Below are 17,209 nucleotides of genomic sequence, written 5' to 3'. Positions count from 1 at the left end.
CCCGCGTCGACAGGACGCCACTCGCCGCTAACCTGACGTGCGAGTCAGTTTTGTACGATTGTGCGCTCTAGCGCCGAAGATATGCCCTGCACCTGACGGAAATCTGATTAGCGTACAGCCGATCGGGATTCATCGGAGTGGTTTCATTGGATTGGCTAAGTCGGATGAGAGTGGTCATAGGCGGTTCGACTTCGCATGCGCGACGCCATTGGGCTGGCCATAACCGGCTGTTGGTCTTCGACGACCGGGCATCAACCGTGTCCGCGCTTTAGGCTGTTTCAGCAGACGAGCTTGTTAGGGATTCGACGGCGTCAATCGGTGGATTCGATTGGTCAGGATCGTCCGGGCTAGTTCCGGGCGCCATTCACAGTGGACTCGCCGCTGATAGTCGGCTTGGTGACATCGATTTTGGCCGCCACGATTTTGTGCCTCGCCCTCGAACTGCCACCCTGGCCGGCATCGAGTTCGTTGAAAGTGGTGTGCCTCGCACACGGGGTCTATGCCCGAGCCGTGCTCCCGGGCCATAAGTGACGGCAATCGGTTGGCGCCTAGACCCGGCTCGACGAGGGTTCCGGCAAAGGTGCTTCGATATCGGATGGTTGATAGTGGGCCACCGGATGCCGAACGACGTATCTGCTGGGTCATGGAGCTTTGCAGTTTCCAGCAGCACACAAAGACGTCGCCGATCGTAAATTTTGCCGTTCGGCCACTTTCAGAGCCGCGAACTTGATCGCTTGATCGGTCGGATTCGCTTAGCAAGTAGCCGCAACCGAAGGCGCGCCTTGCCCGTGGATCTCAAGGTTTTGGCAAATCCAGATCACTCCGTCACGATTTCACCCCGATGGCGATTTCGAGGAATCCATCCACGTCCTCGCCAAGGCTAGCGCGGCACCCAAGATAGCCGCGATCCGCCAGGGGCCGATGCCGTGCACCCGCTGGCGGCGCGGAACAGTTCATTGCTGGGTCTCTGAACGGTCGATAGCTCGAACCGACGGCCGCAAGGCAAGCTCTAGCAAGGCCCGGCTCCGCTGGTTCGACGATGGCCCGGCGCTCTCACGCAGCCCGCCTGAGCCTGACGAATCCTCCATCCATTAACTCGGCATTGTAGGCCCGACCGTTAAGCGCAATGGTTGTTGGGTTGTTCGGGCTAGGCATGAAACCCGTTTCCCGCAGCTTCTCGATTAGGGCTAGCGGCGCCCACTGCTCCGGGAGCGGGAACCCCCTACGCCGGGTCTCCAAAATAAATGCTCCGAAATCTGGTAGGCCCGCCGGCCCAGCTCCAACATTTTGATCCTCCGGAGGGTTATGGATGAGATGCACGGCGTTAGACGGGTCGAGAGCGGCCGTGTAGCGGTGCCCCTGGATCTCATAAGTCATGATCGGCTGATCGGTGTCAGGCAGGAGACCCAAGTGGCCCAGTCTCTCGACCATTCGGCCGGGAGCGGATTGAGAGCCGTGGCCAAACTTCTCGGGAACGGCGAATGAAACATCGTACGCCGTCTCCTCGGGCACGGCGGGCGCGGATGGCCCGGGTTCATTGATGATCCGACTGAATAGATCCTGATCCTCTTGTGTCCAGGTGAACGCTCCTGGAGACCCCGGGGACCCTGGGGATCCCCTGCCATCGATCTGGTTAAAATCCATACAGCTCTCCTTCTGTTTTGAGAACATAATCTCTTGCAGATCCGCCCGGCTTCTACTGTCGCCAGTTCAGTCATAGGCCGCATCAATCGAGAGACGAGAGCCTATGCTAAGAGGCTTGGCTTTCGAAAAGCTGACGAGGGGACAAGCCAAACGCTCGCTGCAATTGTGGATCACGGCAAAGGTGATGTCGCAGATGCGCGCTTCCCGAAACGAAGTCCAGGCCGTTTGTGATTTCTCGAAGCCGAACACGCTTTCAACCAGAGGCTGTGGTTCCTGACGGTTCCTCGCCGACCGCGCCGGAGTGTCAGCATCGCAGCCAGGAACACTAGTAGTCCAAGGAATGCACGAGTTATCCGACGTCCGATATCCGCCGCGAAAGCAAACGGCTGGATGGGGCACCTATCGATGTCGGGCGGCCGCTATGTCAACGCGCTTTCATCGTCGGGGCCGCCATGAGCTCCATTACAGCAAATTTCCGCGAGCTAAAGGAGGACGCAGCTGTCAGCACGCCCCCACTTCAACGTAGCGCGCAGCCGCTCTCGATCCGGCTCCGTTCCGCGAAAATCGGGGAAGGACATCGGAACGCGACTGAGAGCCAGATACTCAGGTCATCCTTTGCGTGACGACCGTCGATATATCATGCCCGTTCAGGTTGCCGTAGCGGTCGGCGAGGCTTTTGAACAGCTCACCCATTTGGTCCGATCGAACGGTAAACTCGCCATAATTCGGATCAAAGAGCGTCGTCACTCCATTCGACGTGGACGTTGCCATAGTGTGTGCACCACCTGCGGCGAAACGTAAGCCAAGCAAATAGATCGACGGGTCCGCGGTAACTTCGTTCACTATCTGGGCAATGCGCGAAGATGAGCCAAACTTGTATCGCGCCTGTTCGTTAGATGGCTCCAAACCCGCTTCGCGCAGCATTGTGCTTTTTGCCTGAAGGTTGTGAGACCCCCCTGCCCTGTCGTTTCGTAACGCAGTCTTGAGATCTTCATACCGCTGCTGCCGCACCGCCGCCGAGGCATGGTTTTCCGCGCCCGGGTGCAGCGCGCCCATTCGGGATGCAGGGCTGCTGTGCTGATTGAGGAGCCACTCCGCCGCCAAACCGACACAGATACCGTTGACGTTGGCCCCAGGCAATTCAGCCGTCCTATATTGAAACAGGGGACGAATCGGCCCTCCCGAAGAGGACGGATTGGAACCCGAGGACAGAGAGGACGTACTCGGGCTCGAAGCCCCCGGGCTGTAAACGTTTGCGTCTGAGGTATGAGGTCTGCTGCAACAGAGTCCCATTCGATCAGACAACTCCTCAGGCGGCAAGCTCTCCCGTTGCACTAACCCGGTAAGCGCTTGTTCAAAGCTGCCACTGTCAACGGACTGACTTGATACGTCGGCCTGATCAGAGCGTATCGATTGGCCACCAACTCGATTATACATGATGGTTCGCCTCTCTTCAGCGTACGTTAGTCAAAAGCGAGTGCGGGATGCTCACGCTCTGCCCACGAATGATATTGCTGTAAGCTGTCGACGAGCTGACGAACTGATAAGCTTTGAAAGAGCTGCCGCACTCGAGCCCGACCATTCGGCAAGCGCACGCTTGGCTCGCCGTTTCCGATTTCAAACGCAGGGCGGCGACCGACAAGCACGCAGTTCTGGCCCGAGTATTTGCCCGTGAACACAAGCATCATTCCGCACGCAATGGAACGGGCTGCTCCAGCATATGAAGCATCTGTTGCGCCACTTTAGAGCACCTCCTGACTGGTGTACGGATATCAGAGGCAGAACTTCCGCGCTCGCGACTGGCGGAAATCCCCGACATGCCCGCCAGCCCCCCCCCCCCCCCCCCCCCCGCCTTCCGGCGGTCCAGAGCAACCTCTCCGCAGTGGCTCACTCTTTCTCCAGCAAATCGTTGCCCTCGTCATGCCATCGCGCTCAATCGTGCGAACACTATTGCCGCTTCGGATGGCTCCAACCCGACAATGCCTACAAAGCTTGCCGGCGGCATCGGAATGTCCCGATGAGTTGGCTTCCACAGATGCAAACAATACCGACTGTTATTGACATACTGCGAATGCGGCGGATGCAATTGCATCACGCATTCTTCTTCGTTCCAAAACAGGTCCTTTACGAAGCACATCTCCTCCCAGTTCGGACAGCGACGCGGCGCTCGAGACAGCGACGTGCTCCCAGCCAGGTCGAACTGATCCACTGATTTTGAGTTCGCATCCGCACGGCCCCTGCACAAGGAACAGGCCATGAGGGCCTGATCCAGGCACACTCGCGAACCGGCCGTCTTTTACCCGGCCGGCCTCCAGCTTCTCTACGATCTGCGCGCGCACGCCCGCTCCTTTGCTTTCCGCATCGCCTTGAAGTCCACGTAGATGACGTTGTCCGGCAGCTGATGAACTGGCGCCAGCTCAGTCCTCAGCGCAGCATTCCAGAACCACTCTTCAGCGAACCATCTGCTGAGGAAGCCGCAGATGTTCATCATTACTCCCCCCTACTATCGGTTTTCGGATGCTCGCATCTTTCGAGAACAAGATGCTTGCTCTCACGGACGCTGCTACACGCCCCGCTCCATGCGAAACGGCCCACAGATGGATTTCCGAGCTCATCGTAACCCGAGGGGCACGCCCGCCGGACAACACCATCACGAGGTCAAGCCTCACGCGCGCCCTGTTGCTTACTGGTGCCAGCAGGCAGACCTTATACCGCCGAACATAGCCGGCCCTAGCAATGGCACATCTGCCTTTGGCCTCTGACCGGTCAAAACAATCGTTTCATTGGCCTGCCCGTTCGGATCATCGGACCGATGTATTCGAACATATGAAGCGCGCCGACAGTGGCCCATCAAATCTTGGCCGATGGATCGATCGTCATCCTGGCAGCTCCCTATGATCGCAACTGATCCGTGCGTGTTCATCTCATGACAGCTCGCAAACAACGTGACAATTCGAGGCGGCGCCTCCGTCCGTGCTGCCATGTTGTACCCGCACCACTTCTCGCCGAGTGTGAAACCGTGCCAATACGTCATCTATGTGACCATGATCGAGCGGCATGAGCGTTAAATGGCCGAGCTCGCGTTAGAACAAGTGCGGCGGGCAGCCCAAGATCTTGGGGCTTATGCCATCGAGTATGTCGAGCGATTCTTCGTAAGGTAGCGGTCAGGGAAGATGACTAGTCCATCTCATCGACTCAACGTCGACCATCGCCGAGCACCTCTAGAGTACCAACAGATGCACCTCTCAACGCACTGTCGCCAGTATAGCGCTGGCGACGCATTCACCCTCCGCCAGTCAGCCGATGTTTGATTTCATGCATCGACGTCGCAAACTCTACTGCGGGCAGCCAATCCGTGACACGGAAGCCGACGAACACCATTTTTTCATCTGTCAAAGGGGAGGCGGCATCTCTCTGGTCATGGCATGCTGATTGCTCCGTGACGAGACACGAAATCAACAAGACGGGCTGTATACCGGCGCCACTTGACGCCGCGACGCAGGTCTTCAATTCGCAAACGCCCCGCCTGAGCTGGCGAAGCACGATTCAAATCACCAAGCCGGATGCCTGTCACGCGGCAAACCGCTCCTTGACGCTCGAGCCTTGAAAGAACGACGCGAACTCATGAGTGATACGAGACCTCTAACGAGATGCCATTCCTCGCGTGCCGGCGCGTCGTGCGGTGAATGATGCATTGGCGCACACCAAAGCGACCCATGACGAGGCATTGCGTCGCTGATTTCGGCTCTTTGCAGGCGCAGCGGCGATGGAACCTGTGGCCGCTGGTCGGGCTGCTCTTACATGCGCTCCTCTGGGCCGGTATTTACTGGATCACTACGGCGTTCCTTTGAGCGAGCGAACCCGATACACCGGCGACGGCCACGAAGAACAAGGTGGCGCGCGCGAGCTTCTCGACGGCTCTTTGGGCCCGCACTGATCCAATCGTGCGGGGGATGGAACAGACGCGCCGTCAGTTTGACAGTTGACTCTGGGTTCTCGGCGAGCCTCAGGGCGATACTTAGCGCAACTACCTGGCAACCCATCGGGGCTCTTCCGACGCGAACGAAATAGCAAACGCAAGAGGACGACATATCAGGGGCGACGAACCGGGCTCGTCTCGCCTCCTGAGATCCCGGCTCCCCACTGTGCAGATCGGCGCACGCTCCATACAAGCCATGCAGTTGGCATGGCCCGAGCGCCGAGCATATCTCCCTGACAATGAAATTGCGAGCCGATCGGCGGGACCGGTTGTCGAAGCAAAGCGATCCCCTACGACTATTAGTCGGGCCAACTATCGTCTGCTATTCTGCCCGCTTGCCAGTCTTGGGCCCGCCGAGCGAGCTTCTCGTATTCCATCGCGATCTTGAGAAGCCTATCTCTGGGTCTTCCGCAAGCGAGTGCTTCCGCTTTCTTTCGCGTTGCTTCAGCTCGGCCCCGCCAGTGATCGGGTTCGTAGAGTTTGCTTTTCGGGTTCATGGTGGTGAGCATGCAATTCGCAGATCAAGGAAATGCGACACCAGAACTCCGCACAAATACGTAAGCGCGACGCCCACGGCCACGGCGCAATCGACAGCAGTATCTTATACGCTGGCGCTCGCGCCGTCCCGGCGCCGCGGAAATCCGTCGTTCAGAGATACGACCTGCCATCTTCCAGCCGATTCCAGCCGAGACGCTCTCACAGCATCAGTGTAGAGGTGTAGGACGTAATATGATCATCCAAAACATCTTGAGCTAGCGGCCCTAAAGAGGCTTGAATCGCACGTCGCGTCAGATTGTACGATCCTCGACAGTTGGGGATTGCCTTCGACAATCTAGCTGCTTCCCAACAGCGATAATGCTCACCCCGGACCGTTTCCGCGGTTAAAAGGTCCCCTTCGCCTGATACAGGGGGACAATCGCAGCCGCATCGACTTGAAAGGATATCATGACTAAAAGCCAGCGGATCGCTTTGTCCTCGCTCTTCAACGCTACCTACTGCGCGATCGCTCTTGCTGCCATATTGTGGGCTGCAATTCCCGCTCCCGGGCATGCGCGCGATCAAGCGCCGACGGGAGAGGAGAAAGTGGCTTGCACGGAGGACGTGTTCCGCCTTTGCAGACACTACATACGGGATCATGTCGCCATCATTTCCTGCCTAAGATCAAAGCAAGCGAGCCTCGGCCGGCAGTGTCGATATGTGATGTCAGGTCGAGACAACGGCATCAAAAAGAGCGATTCGAAGTGAGGATTGACAACTAAGCAACTGCCGTTAGCTCGTCGGTCGAACGGCAGTTCCAGCCCACCCAGGCAATCTGCGAGCATATGAGTGCCGCCGATCGAGAGTGGCACTGGTGCTCGCGGTTGACAGAGGCAGCAGCCTCGGCGCGATTTCCGCATGGACGAATGCAGCATTTTTTCTCCGATACGGGTCTGGTCGCCAATGGCGGTAAAATTGCGAACGCACTCTGCGACCTGCTTTTCTAGTCGCCGAAGCCCCTCTGACACGAGCGAGACTGGCGATTGCGCGGCTGGATCATCCAGAGAGTCCACCATTCGTCGAAGCTCCCCGTAACGGAGCTGGTCTGAGCCAGATGCCGCTCGCTCCTCAATGAAAGCCGACGGCGCGGGTTGATCATTTCGCCAATCCCGAGGCTCCTCTGGGCGAGTACTGGCGCCGTGCGAAGTGCTGTGCTGCGCAGCGGCATCGTCGCGCCCTGGACGCACGATGGGTGCGACGCCCCCCGGTGACCGAAACGTCCGCAGATGTTCCAATGCTCTGACGAGTCTGTTGGCATCAGAGCCCGCGCTGAACTCGTGCACGTCACAACCATCGGTTAGCGACTTGCCGTCCAGCCGAGCAATAATGCTTGGTTTATTCTTTTCAAAGGGCCAACGGCTGAAGCTAATAAGCGAGTTCGCGTGCTTCTTCGCGTTAGATGCGGTCATGCTGCGGCCCTCGATGAGAGCCTCCTTGAGCCGCAAAATATCGGCGGCATCCTCGGGATAAAGAGGCCGCGTGTCGTCAGAACTCCCCCGGATTATAACACCTGCTGAGGCAACCGGCGCTGCTTGGCTATTTCCTCCAGAAGAGGCATCTGCGCCTGGCTGTCGGTGTACCACAACATCTTCCAGATCGTTCAGCCTCCGTCGCTTCGCTGCTGTCGACTGACCAGGGTCATGATACGCCCGAAGGACGGTCACCCCCTGCCTTCATCAATGCGTCCTGAGAGCAAGTATTCACGTAATCAAGCACGGAATTGTCCGCCAGATCGGCCATTTGGCCGTGGGCGCGGAGATCATTGGCCAGTCGCCGAAGTGCCGTAGTATAATATTTAACCGAACTAGACTTTAGGTTTGTCTCAGCCGCGTATTGAGTAATCATGCTATCGATAAGGCTCCTGTCGTCTGTAGATAAATAGGGATGGTGGGGGTCGAAGCCATGGTACGCACGAAGGACGGACACCCCGCTCCTGATTCGTGCGTCTTTCGGAAAATAAGTATTTGCGTGATGGAGCAGGGACTTGTGGTCAGCTAAATCGGTCGTTTGGCCGCGCGCGCGGATATCATTCGCGAGTCGGCGAAGTGCCCGAGTATGATCTCTGACCGTTTCAGGTTTTGGTTTTTTCTGAGCCGCATATTGAGCAATCACGCGGTCGATAAGGTTCCGGTCTTCTATAGACAGATATGGATAGAGGGATTCAGAGCCCCTGCTGACGACGGGAGCGGCTTGGCTTGCCTCGGCCAACCGCTGCTCGAAGTCGCCTTGTCGGGCCTGCCCCATCTGCGGCTCTTCCGAGACCGCGTTCTGCGGCCAAGCTGGTACATTACATGGATCAAAGTCTTGCGAGTCCACGCTACCATCGCCTCCAGGATCATCCGAACAGGGCTCCATACTCGGGCAAGCTTTCGGCAACCTGACGAAGGCCGTGGTCTCCTAACGGTCACACCGGCCAGCACCAACGCCGCCTCGCACAGTGTCCTCTGCCATCGTCGACCACGAGACAGATGCGCTCAATTGCCGTCCGTCGAACGCGTCGCTATGCGACAAACTCGTGTTCTACGCCATGATGACAGTTGGCGCCGCTTGCCCTTGCGAAGGTGTAGTGCGCATCAGATCGGCCGGGTGGCGATACCCGGCGTAGCTGTCGCGATCGTTGTTTCGCCTAAGCAATCGCTCTCCCCGTTGCTGTAGCCCAAACGACACGAATTTATGCCAAGTTGAGGAACGCGCGTTGATCGTCGGTTCGTGTTCCGACGACCCCGTTCTTGGGATGCTTATCGAGTTCGTCGACCGACGATTTCGCGTTGATACGACGCCGAATCGAGAACTTGACCCTCACGTAGCGTCAGGTTGTAGCGTCACCGAATGACCCACATCTTCACTGCCCGTTTCATTCAATGAGGCGCCTGTTCCTCGCGAACGTGCCGCTGCCTGCAAAGCCCGCCGCCACCGATGACATGCCTCCCCAACGAAAGTCCCCGTTGAGCGCAAGCGCCTGAGGTTTGGACAGGGATGGTGTAAAGTTCGATGGAAGCGCTCAAATCGATTATTAGCAAAGTTGCCACCGGCGCGACTCTGACTCGAGAGGAGTCCGCATTGGCATTTGACGGCGTGATGTCGGGCCGCGCGAGCCCCTCGCAGATTGGCGGCTTACTGATGGGATTGAGGGTCCGCGGGGAAACAGTCGAAGAAATCACCGGTGCGGCCTCCGCAATGCGGAAGAGAATGCGGCTCGTCGAGACTGGATGTGACCCAATCTACATCGCCAGCACGAGCGATTCCTCTTTGTGTGCGGTCAACGTGTGGACCTGCGCCTCCTTCATCGTCGCGGGAGCGGGCGTTGCTGTCGCAAAGCACACCAACTGCGCTGCGTCTCCAGGTTCGGGCAATACTGCAGACGTGCTTGCGCGCGTCGGCGTGAAGATCGATCTTGGGCCTGACGCCATTGTGCGTTGTATGCGCGAGGCCGGCATCGGCTTCACGTTTGCATCGACCTGCTATCCGGCAATGCAGCGTGTAAGCCAGATCCGAACCGCGCTTGGCACCCACACTATCTTCAACCTGATTGGACCCCTGTCGAATCCGGCCGAGGTTAAGCGTCAGATTGTCGGGGTCTTCTCTCGTGAATGGGTACAGCCTCTGGCGTACGTATTGAAGAACCTGGGCGCCGACTCGGTGTGGGTGGTTCATGGTTCCGATGGCCTCGATGAGATGACCCTCGCCGGGCCAACCGTTGTTTCCGCGCTTGAGGCGGGTTCAGTCCGCACCTTCGAAGTGACGCCGGAGGACGCCGGATTCCCTCGCTGCCCTAGCGAGGCACAGGATAGCGGCGATGCCGACAACCTCGCGCTGCAAAGCATACTCGATGGCGCACCAGGCCGAATTCGCGACGCCGCACTTTTTACCGCCGCGGCTGCATTGATCGTGGCCGGCCGGGCTTCGACGCTGCAGGAGGGCGTAGGGATGGGGCGAGAATCGCTTGATGGCGGCGCAGCGGCCGCCCGACTTCAGCACCTGATCGCGGTTTCCAACGCGTGACAGTTGAATTCGTCGATTTTCCAATCTTCCGACCGAGGACGACATGCACGAGCGTCAAGAGATTGCAAAGGCTAACGGGCGCCGCTTCCGCGAGGCCTGAGGAGCATGCGGCGCCTACCGGCCTAACTAGCGCAATCCCGTCGAGTGCCTGCGAGAGGTCCCCTCCCTCTTTGGCGAGAGACATTGCAACACCTCGTTGCGTTCTGGCGGCTTCAAAGTGCGCGCTGCGGCTTAAAGGAGATATTCGATGACGGCCCCGCAGGACATGGAAGCTCTCGGCTCTATAGCGATGATCGAACACATCATTCGCAAATTTCGAGAACTGATCGATACAGATAGCTCAATTCCGTCGGAGCTGCGGGGCGCGCTACACGCCACGCTCGACGAGCATCTTCTTGATGCAAAGAAGCGCGTCCTCTTAAAAATGCATTAGCATCAGGCTGCGACCAGAGTTGGAGAGCATCAGGACGGCCCCGACAACCGGATCATCCGCACGGGGTCGCATGAACACTCCAATCCGACCGCAGCCCGCCCCCCCGCTTCATGAGCGATGGGCGGGCTCTTTGCCGGACAGATCGGCGCGCTTTCTCGTTGGCCGCCCCTTAAACACAGGCGGTGGCAGCTCGCATTTCCGCCTGCTATGACTACGCTCCGCGCGTTACCGTCCTACGCATCACCCTGGTGGCCGAGGCTGTTGAGCTGTAGCGGATCTCAATGTGCGTTCGCTTGTGACGCACAATTCCGACATCGCGCATCAATGTCGAACGCGCCAGCAGGCGCCAAAATTGACGCGATGGAAATGCAACTTATGCAAGCATCGAAACAATAGCAACAGCCCCTATTCGCCCCACAATCGCCAGACCACGACAGTTCCTCAAGATCAACTATTGCTTCAACACCTACCAGCTCTGGTAGCTCCGTTATGGGGAGCCGCGTAGCATCATCCGCTGCGGCAAGATCAAGCTCAGAGGTACATCCGACACTTCCACGGCTGCGCCCCTGACGGCTGTCCACGCTGGATCCTGGCGCGATTGAGTGGAACAAGTGATGTACGTCGCATCGGAAGGCATCAGACAATGTCCAGCAACCCGTTCGAAGCCGCGATGATACTCGACGGCATCCACCGCTGGGTCGAGATCGAATCTCCGACGGAGCGGCCAGATCAGGTCAACAAACTTGCTGATCTCGTGGCGGAGGGCTATCGCGACTTGTCCGCTTCCGTTGAGCGCGTGGCGGGACGTGACGATCGAGGCGATCATTTGATCGCGCGCTCGTCCTGGGGCCAGGGCGAGCCAGGCATCCTGGTGCTGAGTCATCTCGACACCGTTCAGCCGATGGGATTCATAAAGCGCCTGCCGTTCAAGGTCGAGGGCGATAAGGCATTTGGGCCCGGCATTTACGACATGAAGGGCGGCGCATATCTCGCTTACCATGCATTTCGGCAGATTTGCGCCGATGATGTCCGCCCGCCGCTAGGCATCACCCACATCTACGTATCCGACGAAGAGATCGGCAGCCCGACTTCGCGAGCGTTAATCGAGGCAGAAGGCCGCAAGGCCAAATATGTGCTTGTGACCGAGCCCGCGCGCGACGGCGGCAAGATCGTCACGGGCCGCAAGGGCATCGCCCGCTTCGACGTTTTTATCAGAGGCACGCCGGCCCACGCCGGCGCGCGTCCCGTAGACGGCTGCAGCGCAATCCGCGAACTCGGCAATGTGATCCAGGCTCTTGAGACGATGAACGATCTTCAGCGCGGGATCACAGTCAACGTCGGTGTGGTCCGCGGCGGCACCAGGCCGAACGTAATCGCCGAGGACGCTTATGCCGAAGTCGACATGCGGGTGCCGACCATGGCTGACGCCCACAAGTTAGTACCGACAATCCTCGGCATTAAGTCGCGCACCAAGGGCGTCACAGTAAAGATCTCAGGCGAATTGACGCGCCCGCCCTATGAGAAGAGCAGCGCCGGCGCGGCGCTTTATCAGCATGCCAAGGAAATCGCAACCGGGCTCGGCTTCAAGCTGCTCGACGTCTTTAGCGGTGGCGGCTCGGACGGCAATTTCACCGCGGCCCATACTGCGACCCTCGACGGCCTGGGTGTCGACGGCAAGGGTGCGCACACGCATTACGAGCAGCTTTACATCTCGTCGATTGAGCCGCGCGCCCGGCTCCTCTATCGCCTCTATCAGACGCTTCAATGATCTCGACCGGCCGCAATTCCGACGCCTACGGACAAAGAGCCAATCGCGCGGTTCGCTCGACGGGCGCAGGATAATGCGCTGCTCTACTATCAGGCGCACTTTATCAAACAGCTCCGCCGGAAATCGGCATCCGTCTCGTCAGCGCGGGATGGATCCGACTGAATCATGCAATGACAGCGCAACGGTCAGAACGAAATCCGCTGCGGCGCTGACATGAGCGAGCCTTGGATCGGGGGAGCACGGATTATCGTCAACAGGCGCTCATCGGCTGCGAATGTATGGCGGCGACCTTCTGACGCAGTCCACGGTACAGAATGCTCTCGATGCCGGAGCCTTCCGCGCTACCCTCAGAGTATTGGCTGACTGATACTGGCAAGCAAAAGGACTTGAATCAGACGTAACGTTAAGTTGTACGATCTCGGCAGTGGCGCGAGGTCTCTTCTGCCGTCGGTCTTGTGAAGGATTGCGAATGTCTGGCTTGATGAGAACCAAGTCACAGTGGTTGATCATGATCCCCATCTCCGAGAACGAAGCGGCCGAGACAGTCGTGCAGCGAGGCCTGATCGCGTTGCGATGTCTCGCAGGTGATCGCAGATGGCCCGGCATTCCAGAAGCGGTACTAACAGGCTGTCTTAGGCTGCCCAATTTGAGGACTCGTGAAATCGGAGGCGATCAACCTAAACCTCGCTTCCGACCTCTTGCAGAGGGCCGTTGCCTCCTAAACCCCGAAACTGACGGCCGGCCACAGTACCGAAAAACAGTCAAGAGGCGGCCTTTGGCTCCGTGCACGCCAACTTCCCGCGCTGGCACGACGTTCTCCTCGCGCGCACGCACGCCAGGCCATGCGGCGGCAGGGATCTTCAAGAAATTCGAGCTGCAAGCGTCGTTCGGCCTGACCGGTGCGACTTCGGAAGAGATTGCCTGGTATTCTGGAGCAGCAAGTTGAAAGAGCCTGATGGCGCCAAACAGGTCCTGCTAGTTGACCATATTGAAGGCCAATGCCGGGCCATTGTCGGCTTCAAAGATGACGATCCGAGATCGGCATATATGTGCGGCGAGCCTGTCTATCAAAGACGAGGCAAGAAGCAGTCATCGTGGTGCGCCTATCACTTCCGGCAGATGCACGCGACCGCCGTCGATCAGCAAGGGGTGACCGATCAAGTGCGTGACATACCAAAACTAACATCGATTGCTCGTAACCCATGACTGCCATCAAGACCACCGCCGTTCTGCAGAGGCCGCGCGCAAATAGCCAGGGTCGCGCTGCAATGACGCGATCGAGGCCTTTTCGACGCGATGCCGAACTTCCATCCAACTACCCTCGAGAGAAACATTCAAGCATACAATTATTAAGCTCGCGAAATATTGGTTCGACGGAATGCGGCACAAAGCCGATTTACGCTCACGGCCTCTGCGCAACGCGCCGCAGCGAGTTCGTCGTTATTCGCATGGCGATCTCTTCTGATCGTGCAAAAGGCCTTGGAGATCGGTATTGCCTCGTATCCTGATCATGAATGCCGGTACGCCACAAATGTCGGGAGAGGGTCTGACAGCGGCTCAAATCTCCTTCACCGCCAACTCGGCTTCGCGCTCGGCATGGTTTGCACAGGAGGACGACCTTATAGTCTCACCGGTAGCCCTCCGGCCGGACTTGTTGTCCTTCATTGGTGAAACGCTTGATTTCGATGCCTCGAGCCTTTCGCTGTTTGTGCCTGAATGCGGCGGCACGGCCAGCGTTCTTGACGACTGCACGCTGCTGTCAAATTCCGTTGTCGAGAGAATCAACAGCCATGTTCGGCAGAAATCGTCCTGGAGAATATATCCATGCTATCCTAGTGAAGGCGTCGCGCGCCTGGCGGCCTTGCTGCGTATTCCGCAGAGCGGGAGCGGATTCGCTCTGCAACGGGGGCCAGATCTATTGAACCGTAAGAGCCACTTCCGTCAATTGGCTACAAGTGTCGGACTCCCGTTGCCAAACGGATGCGTAACCACGAACTCAGACGATCTATTGCGAGCGGTTACGTCGCTGAGGTCTGAGACCGGCAACGTCATCGTCAAGTTGGACAATGGAGCCGGTGGAGTCGGAAACGTTATCCTGACCGCCCATGAGAGTGGTCCACTACCCGGGGCAAGAGATACAAGGCAAGTTACTTGGCCGTCATTTAATCCAGAAGAACTTTGGTCTGAGATGACCACAGCATCGTGCAATACACTGGTCGTGGAATCGTACCACTTGGCCCGGTCTCCCTTCTATCTTGAGTACGAAATCGAGGAGGACGGTTCGATCGGCTTCATCAACAGTGGAAGCATTCGCCTGCGTCGAAGCAGCGACCAATCCGAAAGATCTCTCATTTGGACGGGACTTGAGCTGCCAAGCGATTTGACAAATGAACAATGGCTGGCTGCCCAGACACACGCCTACCGATTTGCGGAGCTCGCGCGAGGCCTCGGATACCGCGGAATGATCAACATCGATGCCATTTTCACGAGCCATGGGCGGCTGCTATTTAACGAGGCGAACGGGCGGTGGGGTGGAGGCTCGGTGTTACACAACATTGCCGTTCGGCTGCTGGGTGTCGACTACTCTGGATTCTACGTCATTTCATCCGTCAGAAATGTTCGATCACGCTCTCTTCAAGCGGCACATGACCGTTTCGTCAAGGAACGCTTTCTGTTCGACCGCACGCGCAAGGATGGTGTGATCCCGCTTGCTGCTGATGAGGATGCAGGCACGGTCGAATGCCTTGCAATTGCGCGCGATCGGGCCGCATCACGCGAGCTACAGCACCGACTATTGACAATGAATTGAACGAGATCTCAACGTGCCTTCTTGCGTCGATTGCGAACTCGCTCGTGTAGCCACTCGCTAGGACTGGTGGCAATCGATGCATAATTTCGTTCATGGGCACGGAGTTTGTAGTCCAGGCAGATGCTATCGCGGATAATTCCGCGAATACGGTATCGTCGCGTGCACGTCGAAATCCGTCCCTTGAGCGCGATCGTCGAGCGGAATGTTGTGACCACTTCCCGCTTCGACGCCACCAAGATCAGATCCTGCAACCGCATGATCTTCGAGAACGCAGGGCATTTCAGACATCAGGCTGGCGCCACCGCCTCAAGCTACCGTTGGGTTTCCGGCTTCAGCAGCCATTCGCGGAACTCGCCGACGGTGAGCGATGAGACGATCGCAAAGGCCGGCGGATCATGTCGATCCAAGATCAGGCGAGAGAGGTCGTCAGTATCGGCCGGAATCAGTTCCCCGGCTAGGAACGCCTTGAGCGACAGATCGGCGAGGGCCATTGGGCCGCAAGCCGCTCGACCGAAACGTCAGCGCCGATGCCGGCTAGCTGATCGTCCGGCCGCTCGGGCGTCACCTTGGCCATCGGATCCCTGGGGTCGGCAAAGCCAACGTCTGTGCCTCCAATGGCTGTCCTGTAGGGCATGATCGTTGGTTATCCCGGATCAAGGCGAGCGCTTCGGCATGAAGCCGCGGCGTTGCGGTCGCTAGGACGCGCCCTTCCGAGTGAATCGAGAGCGGGCATCCCTCCCAATCGGTGATGCAGCCGCCGGCGCCCTGCACGATCGGCACCAGCGCCATGTAGTCATATGGCTGAAGCCCTGTTTCCAGAACGATGTCACAGTGTCCCGACGCAAGCAGGCCATAGATGTAGCAATCGCCGCCGAAGCGGCGCATCCGCGCAGCGCGCGACAACCGCTCGAATGGCACCATCTCGCTTTTGCGGAACATGTCAGGCGATGTCGTGTAGAAGCGCGCTTGGGCGACGCTCTCGCATGTGCTGGTCCGCGCCAATCCATCGCCGAACCGCGCCAAACCGGGCTTTGCCACCCACCGTTCGCCGGTAAAGGGAACGTCGATCACGCCGCAGAACGGCTGCTGCTGATAGGTCAACGCGATCAGCGTGCCGAATAAGGGAAAGCCGCTGATAAAGCTCCTGGTGCCGTCGATCGGGTCGACGATCCAGGTGAACGCGCCGCCCGGCTTGGCTCCGCTCTCCTCGCCGATGATGCCATGCTCCGGAAAGCGCGCCTCGATCCTTTCCCTGAGAAGCAGCTCGACGGCTCGATCGGCGATCGTCACCGGGCTGGCATCCGACTTGGCGACGACATCCAACGGCGTGCGGAAATAGGACAGCACGATGGGCCTGACCGCATCGGCAAGCTCGGCGGCGAATGACAGATAGAAATCGGCATCGTCTGCCGTAACGGCATATCGGGTCATTACAGCGCCTTCAGGAACAACGGCCATCGCGGATCGCGGATGAAGGAGCGCGTCCGCATATGCTTCGAGACGCTGAATTTGCAGAAATCGAAATCCAGCTTCGAGCTCCGGTTCTGCAACATCGTAGTGCTCCACTTGATGTCCGCGAGCGCCTCGTGGACGATGGGACCGCTCCTACGCCTGACAGGAATTGAAAACCTCAACCGCATCGATGCGGCGTGTGCCAAACCGCCCATCCTTCGCGAACGCTCCATTACCCTTCCAGATCAACATGCCCGGCGGCTATTCACCCGCACACGTGATCATCCTCTAAGAAACATCACCTGACCGAGCATGATCGTTAGGATTCCCCAAGCCGTCTTCGCGCCTGACTAACCCAGCCCCCTGACCAAAAGCTGACGGCCGCGATCAATTCCGCGGATTCCGGACCTTTCGCGGGCGTGATCCACCACGATCAACTTAAAACCAGATGCGCCGCAAGCGTCCAACTTGTGAGGGTTTTCCAGCCGCGCAGCCGGTCTCTGTCCAAGCCTCTCCACCAATCGTCGAGACTTAATGGACCTTGCCGCCGTTAGGTTACGGCAGCGGCTGCGAGTTCAAAACTGA

12 protein-coding genes and 1 pseudogene are annotated in these 17,209 nt (G+C 58.3%); 6 read left to right on the top strand and 7 right to left on the bottom strand.

Annotated features, from left to right (window positions below):
* Window positions 1-1,710: 1,710 nt before the first annotated feature.
* The 5 genes from ACVW17_RS16655 to ACVW17_RS16635 form a co-directional block, all read right to left on the bottom strand.
* Window positions 1,711-1,893 (bottom strand): hypothetical protein, encoded by a 183-nt coding sequence (locus ACVW17_RS16655; protein WP_456797600.1) that lies wholly within the window; start codon window positions 1,891-1,893, stop codon window positions 1,711-1,713.
* Window positions 1,894-2,247: 354 nt separating this feature from the next.
* On the bottom strand, window positions 2,248-2,937 hold the full coding sequence (locus ACVW17_RS16650) for a YopT-type cysteine protease domain-containing protein (protein ID WP_456798974.1): 690 nt from the start codon (window positions 2,935-2,937) through the stop codon (window positions 2,248-2,250).
* Between the two features lie 625 nt (window positions 2,938-3,562).
* Window positions 3,563-3,901, bottom strand: coding sequence for a DUF7694 domain-containing protein (locus ACVW17_RS16645; protein ID WP_456797599.1), 339 nt, complete (start codon window positions 3,899-3,901; stop codon window positions 3,563-3,565).
* 63 nt (window positions 3,902-3,964) lie between these two features.
* The gene (locus ACVW17_RS16640) at window positions 3,965-4,135 is read right to left on the bottom strand and encodes a hypothetical protein (RefSeq protein ID WP_456797598.1); all 171 of its coding nucleotides are present in this window, start codon (window positions 4,133-4,135) and stop codon (window positions 3,965-3,967) included.
* A 3,663-nt stretch (window positions 4,136-7,798) separates the two neighbouring features.
* Window positions 7,799-8,476, bottom strand: a complete 678-nt coding sequence (locus ACVW17_RS16635) for a hypothetical protein (RefSeq protein ID WP_456797597.1) — start codon at window positions 8,474-8,476, stop codon at window positions 7,799-7,801.
* 675 nt (window positions 8,477-9,151) lie between these two features.
* Here ACVW17_RS16635 and trpD point away from each other — a divergent pair.
* From trpD to ACVW17_RS16610, 5 genes are all read left to right on the top strand, one after another.
* Window positions 9,152-10,162, top strand: a complete 1,011-nt coding sequence (gene trpD / locus ACVW17_RS16630) for an anthranilate phosphoribosyltransferase (protein WP_456797596.1) — start codon at window positions 9,152-9,154, stop codon at window positions 10,160-10,162.
* A 247-nt stretch (window positions 10,163-10,409) separates the two neighbouring features.
* Entirely contained in the window at window positions 10,410-10,595 is a 186-nt protein-coding gene (locus ACVW17_RS16625) for a hypothetical protein (protein ID WP_456797595.1), read from the top strand.
* Between the two features lie 643 nt (window positions 10,596-11,238).
* Window positions 11,239-12,363, top strand: coding sequence for a M20 family metallopeptidase (locus tag ACVW17_RS16620; RefSeq protein ID WP_456797594.1), 1,125 nt, complete (start codon window positions 11,239-11,241; stop codon window positions 12,361-12,363).
* Window positions 12,364-13,305: 942 nt separating this feature from the next.
* A complete protein-coding gene (locus ACVW17_RS16615) occupies window positions 13,306-13,569 on the top strand; it encodes a hypothetical protein (RefSeq protein WP_456797593.1) in 264 nt (87 codons plus the stop codon).
* Window positions 13,570-13,855: 286 nt separating this feature from the next.
* Entirely contained in the window at window positions 13,856-15,172 is a 1,317-nt protein-coding gene (locus tag ACVW17_RS16610; protein ID WP_456797592.1) for a preATP grasp domain-containing protein, read from the top strand.
* Between the two features lie 8 nt (window positions 15,173-15,180).
* Here ACVW17_RS16610 and eutB read toward each other — a convergent pair.
* Window positions 15,181-15,663, bottom strand: a pseudogene (gene eutB, locus ACVW17_RS16605) (ethanolamine ammonia-lyase subunit EutB).
* Window positions 15,664-15,733: 70 nt separating this feature from the next.
* The gene (gene hisN / locus ACVW17_RS16600; protein ID WP_456797591.1) at window positions 15,734-16,603 is read right to left on the bottom strand and encodes a histidinol-phosphatase; all 870 of its coding nucleotides are present in this window, start codon (window positions 16,601-16,603) and stop codon (window positions 15,734-15,736) included.
* A gap of 39 nt (window positions 16,604-16,642) precedes the next feature.
* Here hisN and ACVW17_RS16595 point away from each other — a divergent pair, with 39 nt between their 5' ends.
* The gene (locus ACVW17_RS16595) at window positions 16,643-16,930 is read left to right on the top strand and encodes a hypothetical protein (RefSeq protein WP_456797590.1); all 288 of its coding nucleotides are present in this window, start codon (window positions 16,643-16,645) and stop codon (window positions 16,928-16,930) included.
* Window positions 16,931-17,209: the final 279 nt, after the last annotated feature.

The organism is Bradyrhizobium sp. USDA 4473 (genome assembly GCF_054063335.1).
The sequence above is the reverse complement of the archived record's forward strand: the minus strand, read 5'-3'. Positions and strand labels throughout refer to the sequence as shown.

Bases quoted from the DNA above. Each gene is read 5' to 3' on its own strand.
- ACVW17_RS16640 (WP_456797598.1), bottom strand. From the start codon at position 4,135: ATGATGAACATCTGCGGCTTCCTCAGCAGATGGTTCGCTGAAGAGTGG.
- trpD (WP_456797596.1), top strand. From the start codon at position 9,152: ATGGAAGCGCTCAAATCGATTATTAGCAAAGTTGCCACCGGCGCGACT.
- ACVW17_RS16650 (WP_456798974.1), bottom strand. From the start codon at position 2,937: ATGGGACTCTGTTGCAGCAGACCTCATACCTCAGACGCAAACGTTTAC.
- ACVW17_RS16625 (WP_456797595.1), top strand. From the start codon at position 10,410: ATGACGGCCCCGCAGGACATGGAAGCTCTCGGCTCTATAGCGATGATC.
- ACVW17_RS16595 (WP_456797590.1), top strand. From the start codon at position 16,643: ATGAAGGAGCGCGTCCGCATATGCTTCGAGACGCTGAATTTGCAGAAA.
- ACVW17_RS16645 (WP_456797599.1), bottom strand. From the start codon at position 3,901: ATGGCCTGTTCCTTGTGCAGGGGCCGTGCGGATGCGAACTCAAAATCA.
- ACVW17_RS16620 (WP_456797594.1), top strand. From the start codon at position 11,239: ATGTCCAGCAACCCGTTCGAAGCCGCGATGATACTCGACGGCATCCAC.
- hisN (WP_456797591.1), bottom strand. From the start codon at position 16,603: ATGACCCGATATGCCGTTACGGCAGACGATGCCGATTTCTATCTGTCA.